This is a genomic window from Candidatus Phytoplasma prunorum, from assembly GCF_036924415.2.
In the GTDB taxonomy this organism is placed as follows: Bacteria; Bacillota_I; Bacilli_A; order Acholeplasmatales; family Acholeplasmataceae; genus Phytoplasma; species Phytoplasma prunorum.
In genome coordinates, this window is record NZ_JAZHCY020000008.1 from 1 (window position 1) to 20,901 (window position 20,901).

A 20,901-nucleotide genomic window follows, 5' to 3' on the forward strand; every position below is an offset into this window, starting at 1 on the left:
TCAGTTGGTAGAGCATCTGACTGTTAATCAGAGGGTCCTAGGTTCGAGTCCTAGCATAGGCGCCATATTTTTATATTTTTCAAATTTTATAAGATTTTTAGATTTTTTTTTATTTTCGAAAATAATTCCAAATATTTTGCATAAAATTTAATTATTATTAAGAAAGGATTTTAATATGGATTTAAATACTGAAAATAATAATAAAGAAGTTTTTGAAATTATTTTTGAAAATAATGTTTTAAGAATTGAAATTGGTGAAATATCAAGACAAGCTAATGGATCTGTAATGTTATTTTATAAAGATACTGTTATTTTAAGTGTTTCTGTTTACGGAGAAAGAAAAAAATATTTAAATTTTTTACCTTTGACTGTTAATTATCAAGAAAAATTATACGCTGCTGGAAAAATACCTGGAGGTTTTTTAAGAAGAGAAGGTAAACCTTCTGATCAAGAAATTCTTTGTTCTCGCTTAATTGATCGTACATTAAGACCTTTATTTTCTAAAGATTTTAAAAATGAAGTTCAATTAATAAATATGGTTTTAAGTAGTGATCCAGATGGTAATAATGAAAATATTGCTTTATTTGGTAGTTCTTTGGCTTTATTAATTTCTGATATTCCTTTTTTTGAACCAGTTTCTAGTGTTTGCGTTGGTAAGATTGATGATAATTTAATTATTAATCCTACAACATCTCAAAGAGAAAATTCTTCATTTTTTTTAATTTTATCAGGAACTAAAAATAGTTTAAATATGGTCGAAATGAGTTCTAAAGAAATTAGCGAAAATGATTTTTTAGAATCTATTAAATTTGGTCATGAAATTATTAAAAAACTTTGTTTGTTTCAAACAGAGATTGCTAATAAAATAGGTAAAACTAAAATTAAATTACCATTAAATAATGTTAATACTTTATTAAAAACAGAAATTAAAGATCAATATTTTTCTAAAATAGAAATGATTTTAAAAAATAAATTTAATGCTAATGATGTAAAAAAATCTGATATTTTAAAAAAATTAAAAGAAGATTTATTAGCAAATTATAAAGAAAAATTTCTAAATAATAAACAAGATAATTTAAATTTATTAGATTTAGAAAATCAAAAATTATATTTAAATGAAGTTGAGATTATATTTGATTTTTTAGTTAGAACTATAATCAGAGAAACAATTTTAAAAGAAAATATTAGACCTGATGGAAGAAATTCTTCAGAAATTAGATCAATTACATCTCGTATTGATATTTTACCTAGAACTCACGGTTCAGCTTTATTTACTCGTGGTGGTACTCAAAGTTTATCTATTGTTACTTTAGGGACTTTAAGAGAAAGTAAAATTATTGATGATTTATCAGATGAAGTTGATAAACGTTTTATGCTTCATTATAATTTTCCTGCTTTTGCTGTTGGTTCGGTGGGTAGATATTTATCTCCTAGTAGAAGAGAAATAGGACATGGTATGTTAGCAGAAAAAGCCTTAGAATGTGTTTTACCATCTGAAAATGATTTTCCTTATTCTATTCGTGTAGTTTCAGAAATTTTAGATTCAAACGGTTCATCTTCTCAAGCTAGTATTTGCGCTTCTTCTATGGCTTTAATGGCTGCCGGAGTACCTTTAAAATCTTTAGTAGCTGGAGTTGCTATGGGTTTAATTGTTGATGATATTGATAAAATAAATAATTACACTATTTTAAGTGATATTGAAGGTTTAGAAGATTATCAAGGTGATATAGATTTTAAAATTGCTGGTACTAAAGTTGGTATTACTGCTTTACAATTAGATATTAAAATTAAAGGAATTACATTAGAAATTTTTGAAAAAGTTTTAAAACAAGCAAAAAAAGATAGAATAAAAATTTTAAATGAAATGGAAAAAGTAATTAATAAATCTAGAAATAAAGTTTCTAAATATGCACCTAAAGTTAAAATGATTTCAATTAATCCAGAAAAAATACGTGATATTATTGGTAGTGGTGGTAAAATAATTAATCAGATTATTGAAAAACATGATAATGTTAAAATTGATATTATGCAAGATGGAAAAATTTATATTATGCATCAAAATATGAAAATTGTTGATTTAACAATTATTTATATTCGAAATTTTTTAAAAAAAATTAAAGTAGAAACCGTATATGAAGTTAAAATTATACGTTTTGTTAAAGATAAAATCGGTAAAACATTCGGAGTTATAGCAGAAATTTTTCCTGGTGTTGAAGGTTTTATTCATATTAGTAAATTAGAAAATTATAGAGTTGATAAAGTTGAAGATGTTTTAAAAATAGGTCAAATTATTTTAGCGAAATGTATTAAAATTAATGAACGCGGTCAAATAGATTTATCTAAAAAAGATGTTTAAATAAAAAATATATAAATGTTTAAAAATTTGTTAAAATTAAATTAGTTACCAAATTAATAGAAGGCGATCGAGGATTAAAATTAATTTAAAAAAATGATTTTAATTTTAGGAAAGTCCATGTTAGCACATGTTTAAAGGAAAGCATGTAGTGTTTGTGTCTAAGGAAAAAATAACTTAGAGTACCTTTAAATTTATTGGGTAACGGCTTTTTCAATTCTAAGGGCTATAAATAAAAAATAATAGTTTACGAAAAGAAAAAATAAAGTGCCACAGAGACGAGATAATTATAAATAATTATGTGAAACGCGGTAAACCCCTCAAGCTAACAACCCAAAATTATGGTAGGGGCATATGAGAATTAATGATTCCTTTTGAAAAATAAAGTTAATTCTTATACTATTTTTTTAAAAAAATAGAGATAAATGATCGCACTTGTTTAAAAAAACAAGAACAGAACATGGCTTATGCATATTATTTGGTACTTTGAATATTTATATATTTTATTTCAAAAATAATAATAGTTTGGATAAAATTATATATGAATTTACAAAAAGAAGAAAGAAATAAAAAAATTTATTTCTATTTTTATATTATTAGTAAAATTTTATCATTTACAGTAAATTTGTTGATTATTATTGCTATAATTATATTTTTATTTCAATTTAATAATAATTCATTATCGATAATTAATGAAAATGAAGTATCTTGGGTTGAAAAACATTTAATTAAAAATGAAACAAATACTTTAGAAGATATTCAAGGTTATGAAGATATAAAAATAGAAATGAACAAATTAGTTGAATTTGCTGAAGGAAAACGAGATGAATCAACTATTGAAAGAGGAATTTTATTATATGGTCCTCCAGGTACTGGTAAAACATTTTTAGCTAAGGCTTTAGCTGGTTCAGTTAAACAAAAAAGTAAAGCAGATTTTTATTATTTTTCAGCTTCTTCTTTTCAAGAAAAATATGTAGGAGTTGGCGCTGCTAGAATTAGAAGTGTTTTTGAAATAGCTAAACAAAAATCACAAAAAAATGGTCAAAAAGCTTACTTTATTTTTATTGATGAAATTGATGCTCTTGGTAGAGATAGAGTTTTAGATGATACTAGTAAAAATGATTCTGTTTTAAATGAATTATTAGTTCAATTGGATGGTTTTAATGATAATAATAATCAAAATGAACCTAAAGCAGTATTTATTGCATCTACTAATAGAGAGAGATTATTAGATGAGGCTTTAATACGTTCAGGACGTTTAGGTAAAAAGATTAAAGTAGATTTTCCTGACAAAATAATGATTAAAAAAATTATTGAATATTTTATTAAAAAAGATGATTTTTTTAAAACAAAATTTAATAATTTTGAAAAAGAAGATAAAAAAGATTATACAAAAAAAATAGAAGATTTGTCTTCGTTAATGTCTAAATTAAAATTTACTCCTGCTAAAATAAAATCATTATTTCTAAATTTCAAAGACTTATTATTAAATGAAACAGAAGAAGTAAGAAATAATTTAACATTTGATGTAATAATAGAAAAAATTTATGAATCAATTGATACAGTTATTTTTGGTCCTAAAAATTCTACATTATTAGAAAATAATAACGAAGACAAAAGAATAGTAATTATTCATGAATTAGGTCATGCTTTTTTTGCTTTAATTAACGAACATAGAGTTCAAAGAATTTCATTAGAAAAAAGAGGACCTATTCAAGGATATACTATTAATGTTCCTCAAAAAGAAAATATTTTAAAAAATAAAATAGATTTTTTACAAGAAATTAAAATTGCTTTAGGTGGTAACATTTTTGAAGAAATATTTAATAATTATTCAGAAGTTACTTCAGGATCTTCAAGTGATTTTCAAAAAGCTTATCAAATAGCTTATTCTATGGTTACTGATTTAGGAATGTCAATAAGTACAGAAGAAATAAAAAAATTAAAAAAAAGTATTCAAAAAATTAATAATGAAAATAATGATTTACAAGTAACAAAAGATTTAGAGAAAATAGATGATGATATAAATGTTGTTATAAAAGAATTTGAAGAAAAATTAAATTTATATGGTTTTAAAGGTCTTAAGAATATTGTTTTATATAATAAAAATTATGAATTTAATTTTATTCGTTCTTCAGTTGAAGAAATTATTAAATTTTGTTATTTTCAAAACATAGTGGATTTTTATAATCACATTAATTTATTCAACACAACAAAAAGATCAAAAGACAAAATTGATTATATTAGAAATAGATTACAAGCAAAAATAGTAGATTTATATTCAATAACAAACTTAAGCGAAAGTAAAATAAACGAATTGTTGTTTAATGAAGATTTTTTCAAAAAATAAAATTAGTAATTATCTTATATTTTAAATTTTTTTTTTAAAAAAGATATTATAAAAACCTATAATATTTTAAAAATTATGGTAAAATTTACTAAGAAATATTTTAAATTTAAAAATTATATTAATGATTTAAATTTTAGTTTGTTTTATTTAAGAGGTTTTATGATAAAAAAAAATATTTTAATTTGTAGTATTTGTTTGAATCGCAATTATAATAGAAAAACAAATAGTATTTATTCTTCAAAACGTTTAATTCTGAAAAAATATTGTTCTAATTGCAATCGACACACTTTACATAAAGAAAGTCAGTGATAATTAAAATTTAAGAGAAAAAGGAATATTATTTTTATATGATATATAAAAAAAACGAAGAAACACAAAAAAATCAATTATTACAAGTTATTGCAAATAAATATGATTGGAAAAATATTTTATTATTTTATTTTTCTTTTATTTTTATTGGTGTACTATTAGATCAACAAATTTATGAAAAAAATAAATTATTAGCTTATTTTTTATTTGGGTTTTCTTTTTTTATTTTTTTATTAGGAGTTTATCCTTTTTTAAAAAGTTCTTTATTAAAAATAAAGTACATTAGTTGGCCTTCTCTTAAAGATATTTTTTTTAATGTTGTTTATGTAATTCTATTTACTTTGATATTAATTTCTATGGTTTATTTATTTGATAAACTTATTCAATGTATTTTATCTAAATATTTATATAAGGTGTAGTCAATAAATAATGTTCAATTTTAAAAAAATATTAGAAAAAGAAAAAGATAAAAATATTAAAAAAGAAGCTCAATGGTATATTCTACAAACTTATTCTGGTTGTGAAAATTCTGTCAAAAATAATTTATTACAAGTAGCCGATAGTATGAATATGTTAGATTTAATTATTGAAGTTGTATCTCCTAAAGAAATTTATACCGAAGTTAAAAATGATGGTAAAAAAAAGAAAAAAGAAAGACAGATTTATTCTGGTTATATTTTTATTAAAATGATTATGACTCAACGTTCTTTTTATTTAGTTAAAAATATTCCTAGAGTTAATGGTTTTTTAGGTTCTTTAAAAAATCATTCAAAACCTGTTCCTTTAAGTGAAAGAGAAATAAAACCAATTTTAATGAAAATAGGTATGATTTCTAAAAATGATCTTAATTATTTAAATGGTAAAAATATAAAAATAATTTCTGGTTCTTTTTCTGGTCAAATATGTAAGGTTTTACATGTTGATAATCAGCAAGAGAAAGTTACTGTTGAAATTGATTTATTCGGAAGATCAACACCAATAGAAATTTATTGTTCTCAGTTTAAAGAAATTGATTAAATTTTAATTAATATTTTTGATTAAAAATAAAATAATAAAAATTTTTATTAATAAAAAAAAGGATGATATTATATTATGGCTAAACAAGTTGTTAAAAAAATAAAATTACGAATTCTAGCTAAAAAAGCTAATCCAGCTCCACCTGTAGGTCCTGCTTTGGGTCAAGCTCAAGTTAATATTCCTTCTTTTTGCTCACAATTTAATGCAGCAACAAAAGATAAAGCGGATGATTATTTGGTTACTACAGTTATTTCTGTTTATAATGATAGGAGTTTCACTTTTATTATAAAAACACCTCCTGCTAGTAGTCTTTTAAAAAAAGCTGCTAATATTAAATTAGGTTCTGCTAATTCAAACAAAAATAAAGTAGCAACTATTAAATTTGATAAAATTAAAGAAATAGCAACTTTGAAGATGCCAGATTTAAATGCTTATTCTTTAGAAAGTGCTTGTAAAATTATTGAAGGTACTGCACGTAATATGGGAATTATAGTTGAAAAATAATTAAGATAAATAAATAATATTATTTGGTTTGTTTATTTTAAGAAAGGAATTATATAAATGAAAAAAAGAGGAAAAAAATATTTGTCTGTTAAAACAATGATTGATAAAAATAAATTATATTCTCTTCAAGAAGCTATCGAATTAATTAAACAAATCAGTACAGTTAAATTTGATGCTTCGGTTGATTGTTCTTTTAGATTAAATATAAATCCTAACAAATCTGATCAAAATATTAGGGGAGTTGTAGTTTTACCACATGGAATTGGTAAAGTTTTGAAAGTAGCTGTTATTGCTAAAAGTAATGAAACTCAAGATGCAGCCAAAAAAGCAGGAGCAGATCATGTTGGAGAACAAGAATTAATTAATAAAATTTCTAAAAATTGGTTTGATTTTGATGTTTTAGTATCTACTCCAGAAATGATGCCACAATTATCAAAATTAGGTCGTATTTTAGGTCCTAAAGGATTAATGCCTAATCCAAAAACAGAAACTGTAACTAATGATGTTTTTAAAGCTGTTAAAGATATTAAAAATGGTAAAGTTGAATATCGTACAGATAAAACTGGTAATATTAATTTAATGATTGGTAAAGTTTCTTTTTCTAAACAGCAAATTTTAGAAAATTTTAAAATTTTATATGAAAATTTAATGTTTTCTAAACAAAATATAAAAAATTTACATATTAAAAATATTAGTATTTCAAGCACTATGTCACCTGGTGTTAAAATTAATCCAACCTTTTTTTAATAAATAAAATTTATTAAAAATAATAATATGTCGAAAAAAATATTATTATTATTTAATGAACTTAATATTCTATTTTTATGTAGTAATATTATTTTAAGTTTTTTTTATTATTTTTCTTTGCTGAAATATAATATTTTTTATTTGAAAAAAATTTTTAAAAAATATAAGGAGAAAGAATTTGAAATTAATTATTACAGAAAAAAATCAAGTTGTAGAACAATTAACTGATAAATTAAAAAAAGCTAAAACTTTTATTATTTTTGAATATGCAGGATTACCTGTTAGTTTTTTTACAGAATTACGTTCTGAATTAAGAAGATTTGATTGTGAAATGAAAATATATACTAATAATATTATGAAAAGAGCTGCTAAATCTGCTAATTATAATGATTTAATTTTTTATTTTAAAGGTAGTAAAGCTTTAGTTTATAGTTTAACAGATTTAATAAGTCCTGCTAAAATTATTTATGAATTTTCTAAGAAAAATTCTATGATTAAAATTGTTTCTGGAGTAATTGAAAATAAAGTAGTATCATTCGATGAAATTAATTCTTTAGCTTCTTTACCTTCGAAAGAAATATTATTGAATATGTTAGCTTCTAGCATGATGACACCATTAATTCAGTTATCAGCTTGTCTTTGTATGTTGTCAAAAATAAAAAAATAGGAGAAATAATTAAAAAATGGCTAAATTAACAAAAAAAAATTTTATTGATTCTTTAAATGAAATGTCTTTATTGGAAGTTAAAGAATTAGTTGATGGTTTGAAAGAAGAATTTGGAATAGATCCGAATGCTTTAATTGTGTCTGGTTCTAATCAAGATAATAAAAAAAATCAAGTTGAAGAAAAGACAGAATTTTCAGTAATAGTTAAAGATTTTGGTGATGGTAGTAATAAAATTTCAATTATTAAAACATTAAAAGAAATTACTGGTTTAGGTTTATATGAAGCACAAAAATTATTAAATACTCCTGATGCTAAAATTCAAGAAAAAATTTCTAAAGAAAAAGCAGAGGAAATCAAGAATAAATTAGAATTAATCGGAGTTATTGTAGAAATTCAATAATTTTTTAGTTTTTAATATTTATTATATTTTATAATATTTAAAATTTTATTTTATCTTTATTATTTAACCTTTTTATAAGGTTTTATTAAATATAAAACAAAATTTTTATTTTTTTATATGATTCAAAAAATTATCTTATTATTATTTTTTTGACTAATAATAATTTAATAATTTAATAATTTACAGGAGTTTTTTGTATATGGAATATCGTAATATTAAATACGGCACACAAACTGAACGTCGTAATTATTCAAAAATGAATTACGATATTGAATTACCTAATTTAATTGAAATTCAAACTAAATCTTTTGAATTATTTTTAAAAGAAGGTATTAAAAAAATATTAAAAGATATTTCTCCGATTGAAAGTAATAATGGTGATTTAAAATTATATTTTGATGATTTTTATTTAGAAAAACCTAAATATAACATTGAAGAGGCCAAAAATAGAGATATTACTTATTATTCACAATTATTTGCTAAAGCAAGATTAGAAAATGTTTTAACTAAAGAAATTAAAGAAAGTAATATTTTAATCACAGAATTGCCATTAATAACTCCTTCTGGAACTTTTATTATTAACGGAACTGAAAGAGTAGTAATTTCGCAAATTGTTCGTTCTTCAGGTATTTATTTTACTAAAAAATTTGATTCTAAAGTACGTTATTTAGCGCAATTAATTCCAACTCGTGGTGCTTGGATCGAATATGAACAGAGTAATAAAGATTTTTTATATGCTAAATTGGATCGTTCAAAAAAAATTCCTTTAAATAAATTTATTTGTTGTTTAGGTTTTGATACTAAAGAAAAAATTGAATCTATTTTTGGATATAATAAATTTTTAGATTTATCTTTAAAAAAAGATCAAATTTTAAATGTTAATGAATCTATTATTGAATTACATTCTAAATTACATAGAGGTGAAAAAGTACCATTTGATGTAGCAAGAGAGTTTATTTTTTCTAAATTATTTTATTCTAAAAAATATGATTTATTATCTGTAGGGAGATATAAATTTAATCAAAAATTAGATGTTTTATCACGTGTAAAAAACACTTATTTAGCGAAAGATTTAATAGATCCAGAAACTAATGAAATATTTTTATTTAAAAAAACTTTTTTGAATGAAGAAATAATTGAACAATTAAAAAGTAAACGTAATTATTTTACTTTTGAATTGGTTAATGCTGATAATAATTTAGAAAATGAAATTAATGAAGAAATATTTACTTATGGTATTTATAATAAAGATCAAAATCTTGAATTATATACTAAAGACATTATTGTTAATTTAAAAACAGGAGAGATTCTGGTTGAAAAAGATGTTTTAATAACTGAAAAAGTTATTGATATTATTAGAAAAAATGAACAATTCATTCATGATAAAGTATCAAAATATTTTTTATTTAATATAGATTTATATCAAAAACATAAAGAACGTAAAGGTGTTTTTAATGAAGTTTTAGAAGTTTATGTTTTAGATAAATTAGGTAATCCTACACCCACTATTAAAGTTATTGGTAATATACAATCAGAAATAAAAAAAACACACATTACTGTATCTGATATTATTGCAAGCATTAGTTATTATTTAAATCTTTATGAAGATATAGGCAAAACTGATGATATCGATCATTTAGGTAATCGACGTTTACGTTTAATCGGAGAACTTTTAACTAATCAATTTCGATTAGGTTTAATTATTTCTGAAAAAAATATTAAGGATAAAATGTCTATTAATAAATTTAATAATATTACAGTTAATAGTTTAGTCAATTTTACTTCGCTTTCGGCTATTATTAAAACTTTTTTTAATAGTTCTCGTTTATCTCATTTTATGGATCAAATTAATCCTTTAGCTGAATTAACTCAAAAAAGAAGGGTTTCGGCTTTAGGTATAGGTGGTATTGATCGTGATCGAGCAGGAATTGAAATTAGAGATATTAATAATTCTCATTATGCTAAATTATGTCCAATTGAAACTCCAGAAGGACCTTCTATTGGATTGATTGCTTCTTTATCTACTTATGCTCGGGTAGATAAGTATTGTTTTATTCAAACTCCTTATTTAAAGGTAATTAAAAATAAACAAGGACAACCTAAGGTTTCTGAGCATATTGATTATTTGACAGCAGATCAAGAAGAGAAAGAAGTAATTGCTTCAGTTACTTATTTAAATTCTGATAATACATTTAAAGAAAAAAAAATTATTGCCAGAAAAAATGGTGAAACAGGTTTACACGAAATAGATAAGATAACTTATATTGATGTTTCACCTAAGCAAATTGTTTCTGTTGCAACTTCTTCTATTCCATTTTTAGAACATAATGATGCTTCTCGTGCTTTAATGGGTGCTAATATGCAAAGACAAGCAGTCCCTCTTTTAATTCCTGAATCACCTATTGTAGGTACCGGTATTGAACATAGAATTGCTAAAGATTCTGGATGTTTAATATTGGCTAAAAATAGTGGTTATGTAACTTATTCTGATGCTAAAAAAATTGTAATTACAGAACAACCTAAAAAAACTATTAAAATTAATGATGAAGTGATTTATAAAATTGAAGAAGAATTTAATTATGAAAAAGCTAAAATTTTATATCAAAAAAATGTTTTTAGTTGTCAAACTGAATATAAATTAATTAATTTTGCTAAATCTAATCAAGATACTTTAATTTTACAGAAACCCTTGGTTTTAGCTGGTGATTTTGTAAATAAAAACGATATTATTACCGACGGTCCAGCCACTTATAAAGAAGAATTAGCTTTGGGTAGAAATGTTACAGTAGCTTTTATGACTTGGGAAGGTTATAATTACGAAGATGCTATTATTATATCTGAAGATTTAGTAAAAAATGATATTTATACTTCTGTTCATATTGATAAATATGAAATTCAAACAAGAGAATTAAAAAAAGGTGCTGGTGTAGAACAAATTACTAGAGAAGTTCCTAATGTAAGTGCTGAAGCAATCAAAAATTTAGATGAAAGAGGAATTATTATTCCTGGTTCAGAAGTTAAAGAAGGAGATATTTTGGTTGGTAAGATTACTTCACAAGGTATAGTAGAACAAACAGCTTATGAAAGGTTGATTAATGTTATTATTGGTGAAAAATCTAGAGAACATAAAGATTCTTCTTTAAGAGTTCCTTATGGCGAAGGAGGTATTATTCAAAGTGTTAAATATTTTTCTAAAGAAAACAATGATATTTTGCCTCCTGAAGTAAATGAAAGCGTTCGCGTTTATATTGCTAAAAAAAGAAAAATTAAAGAAGGCGACAAAATGGCCGGTAGGCATGGTAATAAAGGAGTAATTTCTTTAATATTACCTAAAGAAGATTTACCTTATATGAAAGATGGTACTACTATAGATATTATTTTAAATCCTTTAGGTGTTCCAAGTAGAATGAACATTGGCCAAATTTTAGAAATTCATTTAGGAATTGCAGCTAAAAAACTTAATATTAAAATTGCTACTCCGGTATTTGATGGTGTTAATAATGATGATTTAAGGAAAATTATTAAAGAAGCAAAATTATCATTAGATGGTAAAATGACTTTATATGATGGTCGAACAGGAGAACCATTTGATAGTTCTATTTCTGTTGGAGTTATGTATATGATTAAATTATCCCATATGGTTGAAGATAAATTACACTCTAGAAATATAGGACCTTATACTCTTATGGCTCAACAACCTATGGGAGGTAGAAATCAAAATGGTGGACAAAGGTTTGGCGAAATGGAAGTTTGGTCACTTTATGCTTATGGAGCTGCTCATTCTTTACAAGAAATTTTAACTATCAAAAGCGATGATATTATTGGACGTCAAAAAACTTATAGTGCTATTACAAATGGTTTACCACTTCCTAAACCTTCTATTCCAGAAAGTTTTAGGGTTTTTGCTAAAGAACTTCAGTCTTTAGGTTTATATGTTGAATTAATCAATTCTAAAACGAAAGAAAATGAAATATTAAAATCTTTAGTTGAAAATCAAAAGAAGGGTTCTAATAATAGTATATAGTTATGTTAAAAAAAACAAAAATAAAAAACATTAGTATTTCTGACCGAATTATTAATAAATTAAAACTTTTAGGAATTAATTATTTAGAAGAATTTAATACTTTTAATTTAAATGATTTAAAAAAATTATTAAAAGAAGATTTTTTTGATATTATACCAATATTAAAAGAATATTCTTTACCTTCTGATTTAAAAAATTTACATTTAGAACAATTAGTTATAGAAAAACTTTATGATAATGGTATTACAGATTTTAATTCTTTAATGTTAATTTCCAAAGATGTTTTATATAAAATATTTTCTAACGATATATATGCCATACATAATCTAAATAATTTATTTATTTTATATGGATGTAATACTATTAAATTTTCTTCACAATCTCATTTATTATCTAATTCTAAAAAACATAATTCTAATAGAAATTATCAACATTTTAAAATTCGTTTGTCTTCGAGTGATGAAATTAGACAATGGTCTTATGGTGAAATTGTTAATTATGAGACTATTAATTATCGTACTTCAAAACCAGAAACTGGTGGTCTTTTTTGTCAAAAAATTTTTGGTCCAGTAAAAGATTTTCAATGTATTTGTGCTAAAAAACAAATTGTTAATAAAGGACAAATTTGTTCAAGATGTAATGTAGAATTTACTGAATCAAAAGTTAGAAGAGAGAGAATGGCTCATATTGAACTAGCTACTCCTGTAGTACATACTTGGTATTTTAATAATTCACCTAGTCGTTTATCTATTTTATTAGGTATTAAAGCTAAAGAAATTGAAGAAATAGTTTATTATATGTCTTATATTGTAATTGAACCTGGAAAATCTTCATTAAATAAAAAACAAATTATTTCTGAAATGGAATATAATAATTATTCTGAATATTTTAGTAATAGTTTTATAGCTTTAACTGGAGCAAAAGCAATTAAAACAATGTTGCAATCTTTAGATTTAGAAAAAAATATAAAAATTTTACGTAAAAATCTTAAAATAGTTCCTAAACCTAAAAGAAACGCTATTATTAAAAGGTTAAAGATTTTTGAAGATTTTAATAAATCAGAAAATAAACCAGAATGGATGGTTATGGATGTTATTCCTGTGCTTCCTTGTGGTCTAAGACAAATGGTTCCTTTAGATGGTGGTCGTTTTGCTACTACTGATTCTAACGATTTATATAGAAGAATTTTAAATCGTAATAGTCGTTTAAAAAAACAATTGCAACAAAAAGCACCTGAATTAATTATTAAAAATGAGAAAAGGATGTTACAAGAAGCAGTTGATGCTTTGTTTGATAATACTAAATCTAATAAAAAAAATTATTCTAATATTAATAGAAATAAAACTTTAAAACCTTTATCAGAAACATTAAGAGGTAAAACTGGTCGTTTTCGTCAAAATCTTTTAGGTAAAAGAGTTGATTATTCTGGGCGTTCAGTAATTATAGTTGATCCTCGTTTAAAGATGCATCAATGCGGTATTCCAAGACAAATGGCGGTAATTTTATTTAAACCTTTTGTTTTGAGAAAATTACAAGAACAAGGTATTGATAAAACTAATATTGTTCATGTTTATGATAGAATGGACGAAAAAGTATGGAAAGCTTTAGAAGAGGTAGTAAAAGAACATCCAGTATTGTTAAATAGAGCTCCAACTTTACATCGTTTAGGTATACAAGCTTTTGAACCAAAACTAATAGATGGTAAAGCAATTCGTCTACATCCTTTAGTAACACCAGCATTTAATGCTGATTTTGATGGTGATCAAATGGCAGTATATTTACCTCTTTCTTTAGAATCACAAGCAGAAGCTCGTTTATTAATGTTAATGTCAAATAATATTTTAGATCCTAAAAACGGTAATCCTGTTGTAACTCCATCACAAGATATGGTTTTAGGTAATTATTATTTAACTATTGAAGAAAAAAAAAGTCGTATTTTAGATGGTGTTTTTAATGTTGAACAAAAAAACAAAGAACATCAATATAAGCATCGTAATGAAGGTAAATTTTTTAATGATTTACAAGAAGCTGAAATAGCTTTCGAAAAAAAAGAAATTTCTTTACATACAAGAATAGTTATTAAACCAAGTGGTATTAAATCTAATTTTACAGACGAACAAAAAGAAAAATATTTAGTTACTACTTTAGGAAAAATGATTTTTAATAATATTTTACCCTCAAATTTTCCTTATATTAATGAACCTACTAAGTATAATTTAGAAATTCAAACGCCTGATTGTTATTTTATTAATAAAGGTATTGAACCTAAAAAAGTTTTAAATGATATTCCAATTCCAAGTCCTTTTAAAAAGAAATTTTTATCTATGGTAATTAATATATTTTTTAAAAATATGCCAATTATTGAGACTTCTAGGATGTTAGATGATATTAAATCTTTAGGTTTTAAATATTCTACAATAGCGGGTATTACTATTTCTTTCGAAGATATAAATATTTATTCAAAAAAGAAAGAATTATTAGAAAAAAAAGAAAAAAATATTATTAAAATTGAAGAATGGTATGAAAATGGTCTTTTAACTAGTTATGAACGTAAAAATTTAGTTATTAAAGAATGGAAAGAGGTTCGAGATCAGATTCAAGAAGGACTAATGGATGATTTAAAACAAGATAATCATGTTTTTATGATGAGTGATAGTGGAGCGCGTGGAAGTATTTCTAATTTTACTCAATTAATGGGTATGAGAGGTTTAATGAATAATCCTAAAGGAGAAATTATTGAAGTTCCAGTAAAGACTTCTTTTATAGAAGGATTAACTGTATCAGAATTTTTTATTTCTACTCATGGAGCTCGTAAAGGTTCAACTGATACTGCTTTAAAAACGGCTGAATCTGGATATTTAACTCGTCGTTTGGTTGATGTTGCTCAAGATATTATTATAATTCAAGATGATTGTGGAAGTGAATTAGGTTTTAATGTTGAAGCTATTAAAAATGATGGTAAAGAGATTATATCTTTACGTGATCGTATATTAGGTCGTTTTTTGAGTAAAGATGTTTTACATCCACAAAGTAAAAAAAATATTTTTTATAGAAATCAATTGGTAAATGAAGAAATTTGTAATAAAATTATTGAATTAGAAATTAACAAAATAGAAATCAGAAGTATTTTAAATTGTAATTGTTCACGCGGAGTTTGTATTAAAGATTATGGTATAAATTTATCAACTAATAAACTAGTAGAAATAGGTGAAGCAGTAGGCGTTATTGCTGCTCAATCTATTGGTGAACCAGGAACACAATTAACTATGAGAACTTTTCATACCGGCGGTGTTGCTTCGGTTTCTGATATTACTCAAGGTTTACCAAGAATTCAAGAATTATTTGAAGTAAGGAAACCTAAAGGCAAAGCTATTATTAGTGAATTGAAAGGTAAAGTTAAAAATATTGAAAAAATAAGAACTTTAAATCCTGAAATTGTAATTTTATCTGATGATAAAGAACAAGAAATACGTTATATTGTGGATACTAATTCTGAAATTTTAGTTCATAAAGGTATGAAGATAAAATCTGGTCAAAAATTGACTTCTGGTTCTATTGATTTAAAGGAATTATTAAGAGCAACAAATATTGTAGAAACTCAAAAATATATTTTAGAAGAAGTACAAAGTGTTTATCGAGCTCAAAACGTATCTATTAGTGATAAACATATTGAAATTATAATTCATAAAATGTTAACTCATTTATTAATAATTTATGAAGGAGATACTGATTTATTACCGGGTTCAGAAATTAATATTCAAGAATTTAAAAAAATTAATCTAGAAATGTTAAAACAAAATAAATCTTTAGCTGCCGGTAAACCAATATTATTAGGTATTACAAGTTCTTCTTTAAAAAGTGAGTCTTTTTTATCTGCGGCATCTTTTCAAACTGCTACTAAAATTTTAATTGATGCAGCTATTAGAGGTAAAGTTGATCGCTTAGAAGGTTTAAAAGAAAATGTTATCGTAGGCGGTTTAATACCTGCTGGCACTGGTATTTTAAAAACTTCTATTTTTGAATATAAAAATTCAAATTTTATAAAAGAAGATAATTATTAAATATAATTAATCATAATTTTTCAAAAATAAAAAAAAATAATTTTATTTTTATATTTTTTAATATTAAATTATTGACTTTTTTTTAATAAATGGTTATAATTACATATAATTATGATGATAAAATTGCATATTTATAAATATTAAATATTAAATTTTAGAAAGGAGAATTTTGTGCCTACTATTTCACAATTAATTAGAAAAAGACGAGTTGATAAAATTATAAAAACTAAAGCTCCGGCTTTAAGTTATGGTTTTAATAATTTAAAAAACAAAGTTAAAAAATATAAATCTCCTCAAAAAAGTGGAGTTTGTATTCGTGTAACAACAATGACGCCTAAAAAACCTAATTCTGCTTTGCGTAAATATGCTAGAGTTCGTTTAAGTAATGGTACAGAAGTTAATGCTTATATTCCAGGAATTGGACATACTTTACAAGAACATAGTGTAGTTTTAATACGTGGTGGTCGTGTTAAAGATTTACCTGGTGTACGTTATCATATAATTAGAGGAAAATTAGATACTAAAGGTGTTATTAATCGTAAACAAAGTCGTTCTAAATATGGTTCTAAGAAAAATAAAAATTAAAAATTATTAAAATTTTAAATACAAAAAAAGAAAATAGGTGAATAAACTCAATATGCCACGTAAGAAAAGTATAAATAAACGTGATGTTTTACCTGATGTTTTTTATAATTCTAAGTTAGTTACTAAAACTATTAATACTATTATGAAAGATGGTAAAAAAGCAACTGCTCAAACTATTTTATATGGAGCTTTTGACAAAATAAAAGAAATTACTCAACGTGAACCTATTGTTGTTTTTGACGAAGCTTTAAAAAATATCATGCCTGAATTAGAAGTTCGTTCTAGACGTATAGGTGGTCAAAAATATCAAATTCCTTCTGAAGTTCGTCCTGAAAGAAGACAATCTTTAGGTTTAAGATGGTTGGTACAATTTGCTCAAAAACGTAATGAAAAAACAATGCAACAAAAACTTGCTAAAGAAATTATTGATGCTTCTACTGGTAACGGTTTAGCAGTAAAAAAAAGAGAAGAAATACATCGTATGGCTGAGGCTAATAAATCTTTTGCTCATTATCGTTGGTAATTTATATATAAGGAATTTAAACTAAGGAGAAAAAAAATGCCTCGTAAATTTCCTCTACAAAAAACACGTAATATTGGTATTATGGCTCATATTGATGCAGGAAAAACTACTACAACAGAAAGAATTTTGTTTCATACCGGTAAAATTCATAAAATTGGTGAAACTCATGATGGCGATTCACAAATGGATTGGATGAAACAAGAACAAGAAAGAGGAATAACTATTACTTCTGCTGCAACTACTGCTTTTTGGAAAGAACACAGAATTAATATTATTGATACTCCGGGACATGTTGATTTTACTGTTGAGGTTTCAAGATCATTAAGAGTTTTAGATGGCGCTGTAGCAGTCATAGATGCTAAAGCTGGAGTTGAACCTCAAACAGAAACTGTTTGGCGTCAAGCTACTGAATATAAAGTACCAAGAATTATTTTTGTCAATAAAATGGATAAAATTGGCGCTAGTTTTGATTATGCTGTTAAAACTTTATATCAAAGATTAGGTATTAATGCTTCTCCTATTCAATTACCAATAGGTTCTGAAAATGAATTTAAAGGTATAATAGATTTATTAGAAATGACTGGAATTGAATTTTTAGGTACTCCAGATGAAAAATTTAAAACTATTGAAATTCCTGAATATATGAAAGAATTAGCTGAAAGTAAAAGAATAGAATTAATTGAAAAAATGGCTAATTATGATGAAGAATTGATGATGGATTATTTAAATGGTAAAGAAATTACTGTAGAAAAATTAAAAAATGTGATTAGACAAGCAACTTTAAAAGCTGATTTTTTTCCAGTTTTATGTGGTTCAGCTTTTAAAAATAAAGGAGTTAAAAAAATATTAGATGCTGTTATTGATTATTTACCTTCTCCAATGGATGTTTCTTCTATAGTAGGTTGTAATTTTGAAAATAAAGAAATTATAAGAAAAACCTCAGATAATGAACCTTTCACTGCTTTAGCTTTTAAAGTTATGACTGATCCTTATGTAGGTAAATTAACTTTTTTTCGTGTTTATGCTGGTACAATTAAAACAGGTTCTTATGTTACTAATGCTACTAAACAAGTTAAAGAAAGATTAGGACGTTTATTACAAATGCATGCTAATTCTAGAGAAGAAATTAAGGAAGTATATGCAGGCGATATTGTTGCTGCAGTAGGTTTAAAAAATACTACAACTGGTGACACTTTAACTTCTATAAATGATGATATTATTTTGGAATCTATGAATTTTCCTGAACCAGTAATAGAAATTGCTATTGAACCAAAAACTAAAGCTGACCAAGATAAAATCGGAATTGCTTTATCTAAATTATCCGAAGAAGATCCTACTTTTAAAATTTATACTAATCGTGAAACTGGTCAAACTATTATAGCAGGCATGGGAGAATTACATTTAGAAATTATTTTAGATCGTTTGAAAACTGAATTTAAAGTAGAAGCAAATGTAAATCAACCTCAAGTAGCTTATCGTGAAACTTTGACCAAAATTTCTACTACGGAAGGAAAATTTATTCGTCAATCTGGCGGAAGAGGGCAATATGGTCATGTTATTATTTGTTTTGAACCTAATTTAGATAAAGGTAATGAATTTGTTAATAAAATTGTAGGTGGAGTTATTCCTAAAGAATATATTCCGGCAGTTAAAAAAGGTTTAGAGGAATCTTTATCAAACGGTATTTTAGCCGGTTTTCCTTTGATAGATGTTAAGGCAACTTTAATTGATGGTTCGTATCATGATGTAGATTCTTCTGAAATAGCTTTTAAAATTGCTGCTTCTATGGCTTTAAAACAAACTAAAAATGAAGGTAATATTGTTATTTTAGAACCTATTATGGAAGTTGAAATTATTACTCCTAATGATTATGTTGGAAATGTAATTGGTGATTTAACTTCTAGGAGAGGAAAATTAGAAAATCAAGATTCTAGAGAAAACACTATTATTATTAAAGCATTAGTTCCTCTTTCTGAAATGTTTGGTTATTCTACTATTTTACGTTCTAATACTCAAGGTAGAGCAAGTTTTATTATGCAATTTTTAAAATATGAAAAAGCACCTAAAAATATTTCTGAAGAAATTATTAAAAAACGCAATTGAATTACAAAAATATATTAAAATGATTATGATTATTAAAAAATAATTTTTAAAAGGAGATTTAAATAAAAATGTCTAGTAAAGTATTTTTAAGAGATAAAGTTCATGTTAATGTAGGTACTATTGGTCATGTCGATCATGGAAAAACTACTTTAACTGCTGCTATTACTAAAGTTTTATCAACAAAAGGTTTAGCAGAAAATAAATCATATGATCAAATTGATAAAACTAAAGAAGAAAAAGAACGTGGTATAACTATTAATACTACACATGTTTCTTATGAAACTGAAAAAAGACATTATGCTCATATTGATTGTCCTGGACACGCTGATTATGTTAAAAATATGATTACAGGTGCTGCTCAGATGGACGCTGGTATTTTAGTTGTTTCCGCTTATCATGGGGTAATGCCACAAACTCGTGAACATGTTTTATTAGTTGGCCAAGTTGGTGTATCTAAATTAATAGTATTTTTAAATAAATGCGATTTAGTTAAAGAAGAAGAATGGATTAATTTAGTAGAAATGGAAGTTCGTGAATTATTAAACGAATATAAATTTGATGGCGATAAAACTCCTTTTGTAAGAGGTTCGGCTTTAAAAGCTTTAGAAGGTACAGATGTTGAAGGTATAAATAAATTATTAGAAGTTTTAGATGAATATATTGAAGATCCAATTCGTGATGTAGAAAAACCATTTTTAATGCCAGTTGAAGGAGTTCATACTATTACTGGTCGTGGCACTGTTGCTACTGGTCGTGTAGAAAGAGGAAAAATTAATATTAATGAAGAGGTTGAGATTATTGGTTTAAAAGAAACTAAAAAAGCTATTATTACCGGTATTGAAATGTTTAAAAAAGGATTAGAGTTTGCTCAAGCTGGTGATAATGTTGGTATTTTATTACGTGGTATTACTCGCGATCAAATCGAAAGAGGTCAAGTTTTAGCTAAACCAGGTTCTCTAAAATCTTATCGCAAATTTTTATCTCAAGTTTATATTTTAACTAAAAAAGAGGGCGGTCGTCATACTGAATTTTTTTCTAATTACAGACCACAATTTTATTTTCGTACTACAGATATAACTGGTTTTATTAAATTACAAGAAGATGTTAAAATGGTATTACCAGGTGATAGAGCAGAAATTATTGTTGAATTAAATCATCCAATTGCTATTGAAGAAGGTACTAAATTTTCTATTCGTGAAGGTGGACGTACAATAGGAGCTGGTACAGTAACTAAAATTATTGAATAAAAAAAACTCTG

15 protein-coding genes and 1 other RNA gene are annotated in these 20,901 nt (G+C 24.5%); all 16 read left to right on the plus strand.

The window, feature by feature from the left end; all coding sequences use genetic code 11:
* The first annotated feature begins 175 nt into the window (after positions 1-175).
* The 16 genes from V9D86_RS01635 to tuf all read left to right on the plus strand — a co-directional run bounded on the left by V9D86_RS01635 (position 176) and on the right by tuf (position 20,890).
* The gene (locus V9D86_RS01635) at positions 176-2,356 is read left to right on the plus strand and encodes a polyribonucleotide nucleotidyltransferase (protein WP_334331057.1); all 2,181 of its coding nucleotides are present in this window, start codon (positions 176-178) and stop codon (positions 2,354-2,356) included.
* Positions 2,357-2,411: 55 nt separating this feature from the next.
* Positions 2,412-2,826: RNase P RNA component class B (rnpB, locus tag V9D86_RS01640), an RNA gene on the plus strand.
* Between the two features lie 68 nt (positions 2,827-2,894).
* On the plus strand, positions 2,895-4,703 hold the full coding sequence (locus V9D86_RS01645) for an AAA family ATPase (RefSeq protein ID WP_334331058.1): 1,809 nt from the start codon (positions 2,895-2,897) through the stop codon (positions 4,701-4,703).
* 159 nt (positions 4,704-4,862) lie between these two features.
* Positions 4,863-5,012 carry a 50S ribosomal protein L33 gene (rpmG, locus tag V9D86_RS01650; protein ID WP_334331059.1) on the plus strand — a complete coding sequence of 50 codons (150 nt, stop codon included), beginning with the start codon at positions 4,863-4,865 and terminating at the stop codon, positions 5,010-5,012.
* A 38-nt stretch (positions 5,013-5,050) separates the two neighbouring features.
* Positions 5,051-5,431 (plus strand): preprotein translocase subunit SecE, encoded by a 381-nt coding sequence (gene secE / locus V9D86_RS01655; protein ID WP_334331060.1) that lies wholly within the window; start codon positions 5,051-5,053, stop codon positions 5,429-5,431.
* Between the two features lie 10 nt (positions 5,432-5,441).
* Positions 5,442-6,029, plus strand: coding sequence for a transcription termination/antitermination protein NusG (gene nusG / locus V9D86_RS01660; protein WP_334331061.1), 588 nt, complete (start codon positions 5,442-5,444; stop codon positions 6,027-6,029).
* 75 nt (positions 6,030-6,104) lie between these two features.
* A complete protein-coding gene (gene rplK, locus V9D86_RS01665; protein WP_334331062.1) occupies positions 6,105-6,533 on the plus strand; it encodes a 50S ribosomal protein L11 in 429 nt (142 codons plus the stop codon).
* 57 nt (positions 6,534-6,590) lie between these two features.
* On the plus strand, positions 6,591-7,280 hold the full coding sequence (gene rplA / locus V9D86_RS01670; RefSeq protein WP_334331063.1) for a 50S ribosomal protein L1: 690 nt from the start codon (positions 6,591-6,593) through the stop codon (positions 7,278-7,280).
* Between the two features lie 178 nt (positions 7,281-7,458).
* Entirely contained in the window at positions 7,459-7,947 is a 489-nt protein-coding gene (gene rplJ, locus V9D86_RS01675) for a 50S ribosomal protein L10 (RefSeq protein WP_334331064.1), read from the plus strand.
* Between the two features lie 16 nt (positions 7,948-7,963).
* On the plus strand, positions 7,964-8,347 hold the full coding sequence (gene rplL / locus V9D86_RS01680; protein WP_334331065.1) for a 50S ribosomal protein L7/L12: 384 nt from the start codon (positions 7,964-7,966) through the stop codon (positions 8,345-8,347).
* Positions 8,348-8,546: 199 nt separating this feature from the next.
* Positions 8,547-12,371, plus strand: a complete 3,825-nt coding sequence (gene rpoB, locus V9D86_RS01685) for a DNA-directed RNA polymerase subunit beta (RefSeq protein WP_334331066.1) — start codon at positions 8,547-8,549, stop codon at positions 12,369-12,371.
* A 2-nt stretch (positions 12,372-12,373) separates the two neighbouring features.
* Positions 12,374-16,432, plus strand: a complete 4,059-nt coding sequence (gene rpoC / locus V9D86_RS01690) for a DNA-directed RNA polymerase subunit beta' (RefSeq protein WP_334331067.1) — start codon at positions 12,374-12,376, stop codon at positions 16,430-16,432.
* Positions 16,433-16,603: 171 nt separating this feature from the next.
* Positions 16,604-17,017: a 30S ribosomal protein S12 gene (gene rpsL / locus V9D86_RS01695; protein ID WP_334331068.1), complete on the plus strand. Its 414-nt coding sequence runs from the start codon at positions 16,604-16,606 to the stop codon at positions 17,015-17,017.
* A gap of 52 nt (positions 17,018-17,069) precedes the next feature.
* Positions 17,070-17,540: a 30S ribosomal protein S7 gene (gene rpsG, locus V9D86_RS01700; protein ID WP_334331069.1), complete on the plus strand. Its 471-nt coding sequence runs from the start codon at positions 17,070-17,072 to the stop codon at positions 17,538-17,540.
* 36 nt (positions 17,541-17,576) lie between these two features.
* Positions 17,577-19,643, plus strand: coding sequence for an elongation factor G (fusA, locus tag V9D86_RS01705; protein ID WP_334331070.1), 2,067 nt, complete (start codon positions 17,577-17,579; stop codon positions 19,641-19,643).
* Positions 19,644-19,711: 68 nt separating this feature from the next.
* Positions 19,712-20,890 carry an elongation factor Tu gene (gene tuf, locus V9D86_RS01710; protein ID WP_334331071.1) on the plus strand — a complete coding sequence of 393 codons (1,179 nt, stop codon included), beginning with the start codon at positions 19,712-19,714 and terminating at the stop codon, positions 20,888-20,890.
* Positions 20,891-20,901: the final 11 nt, after the last annotated feature.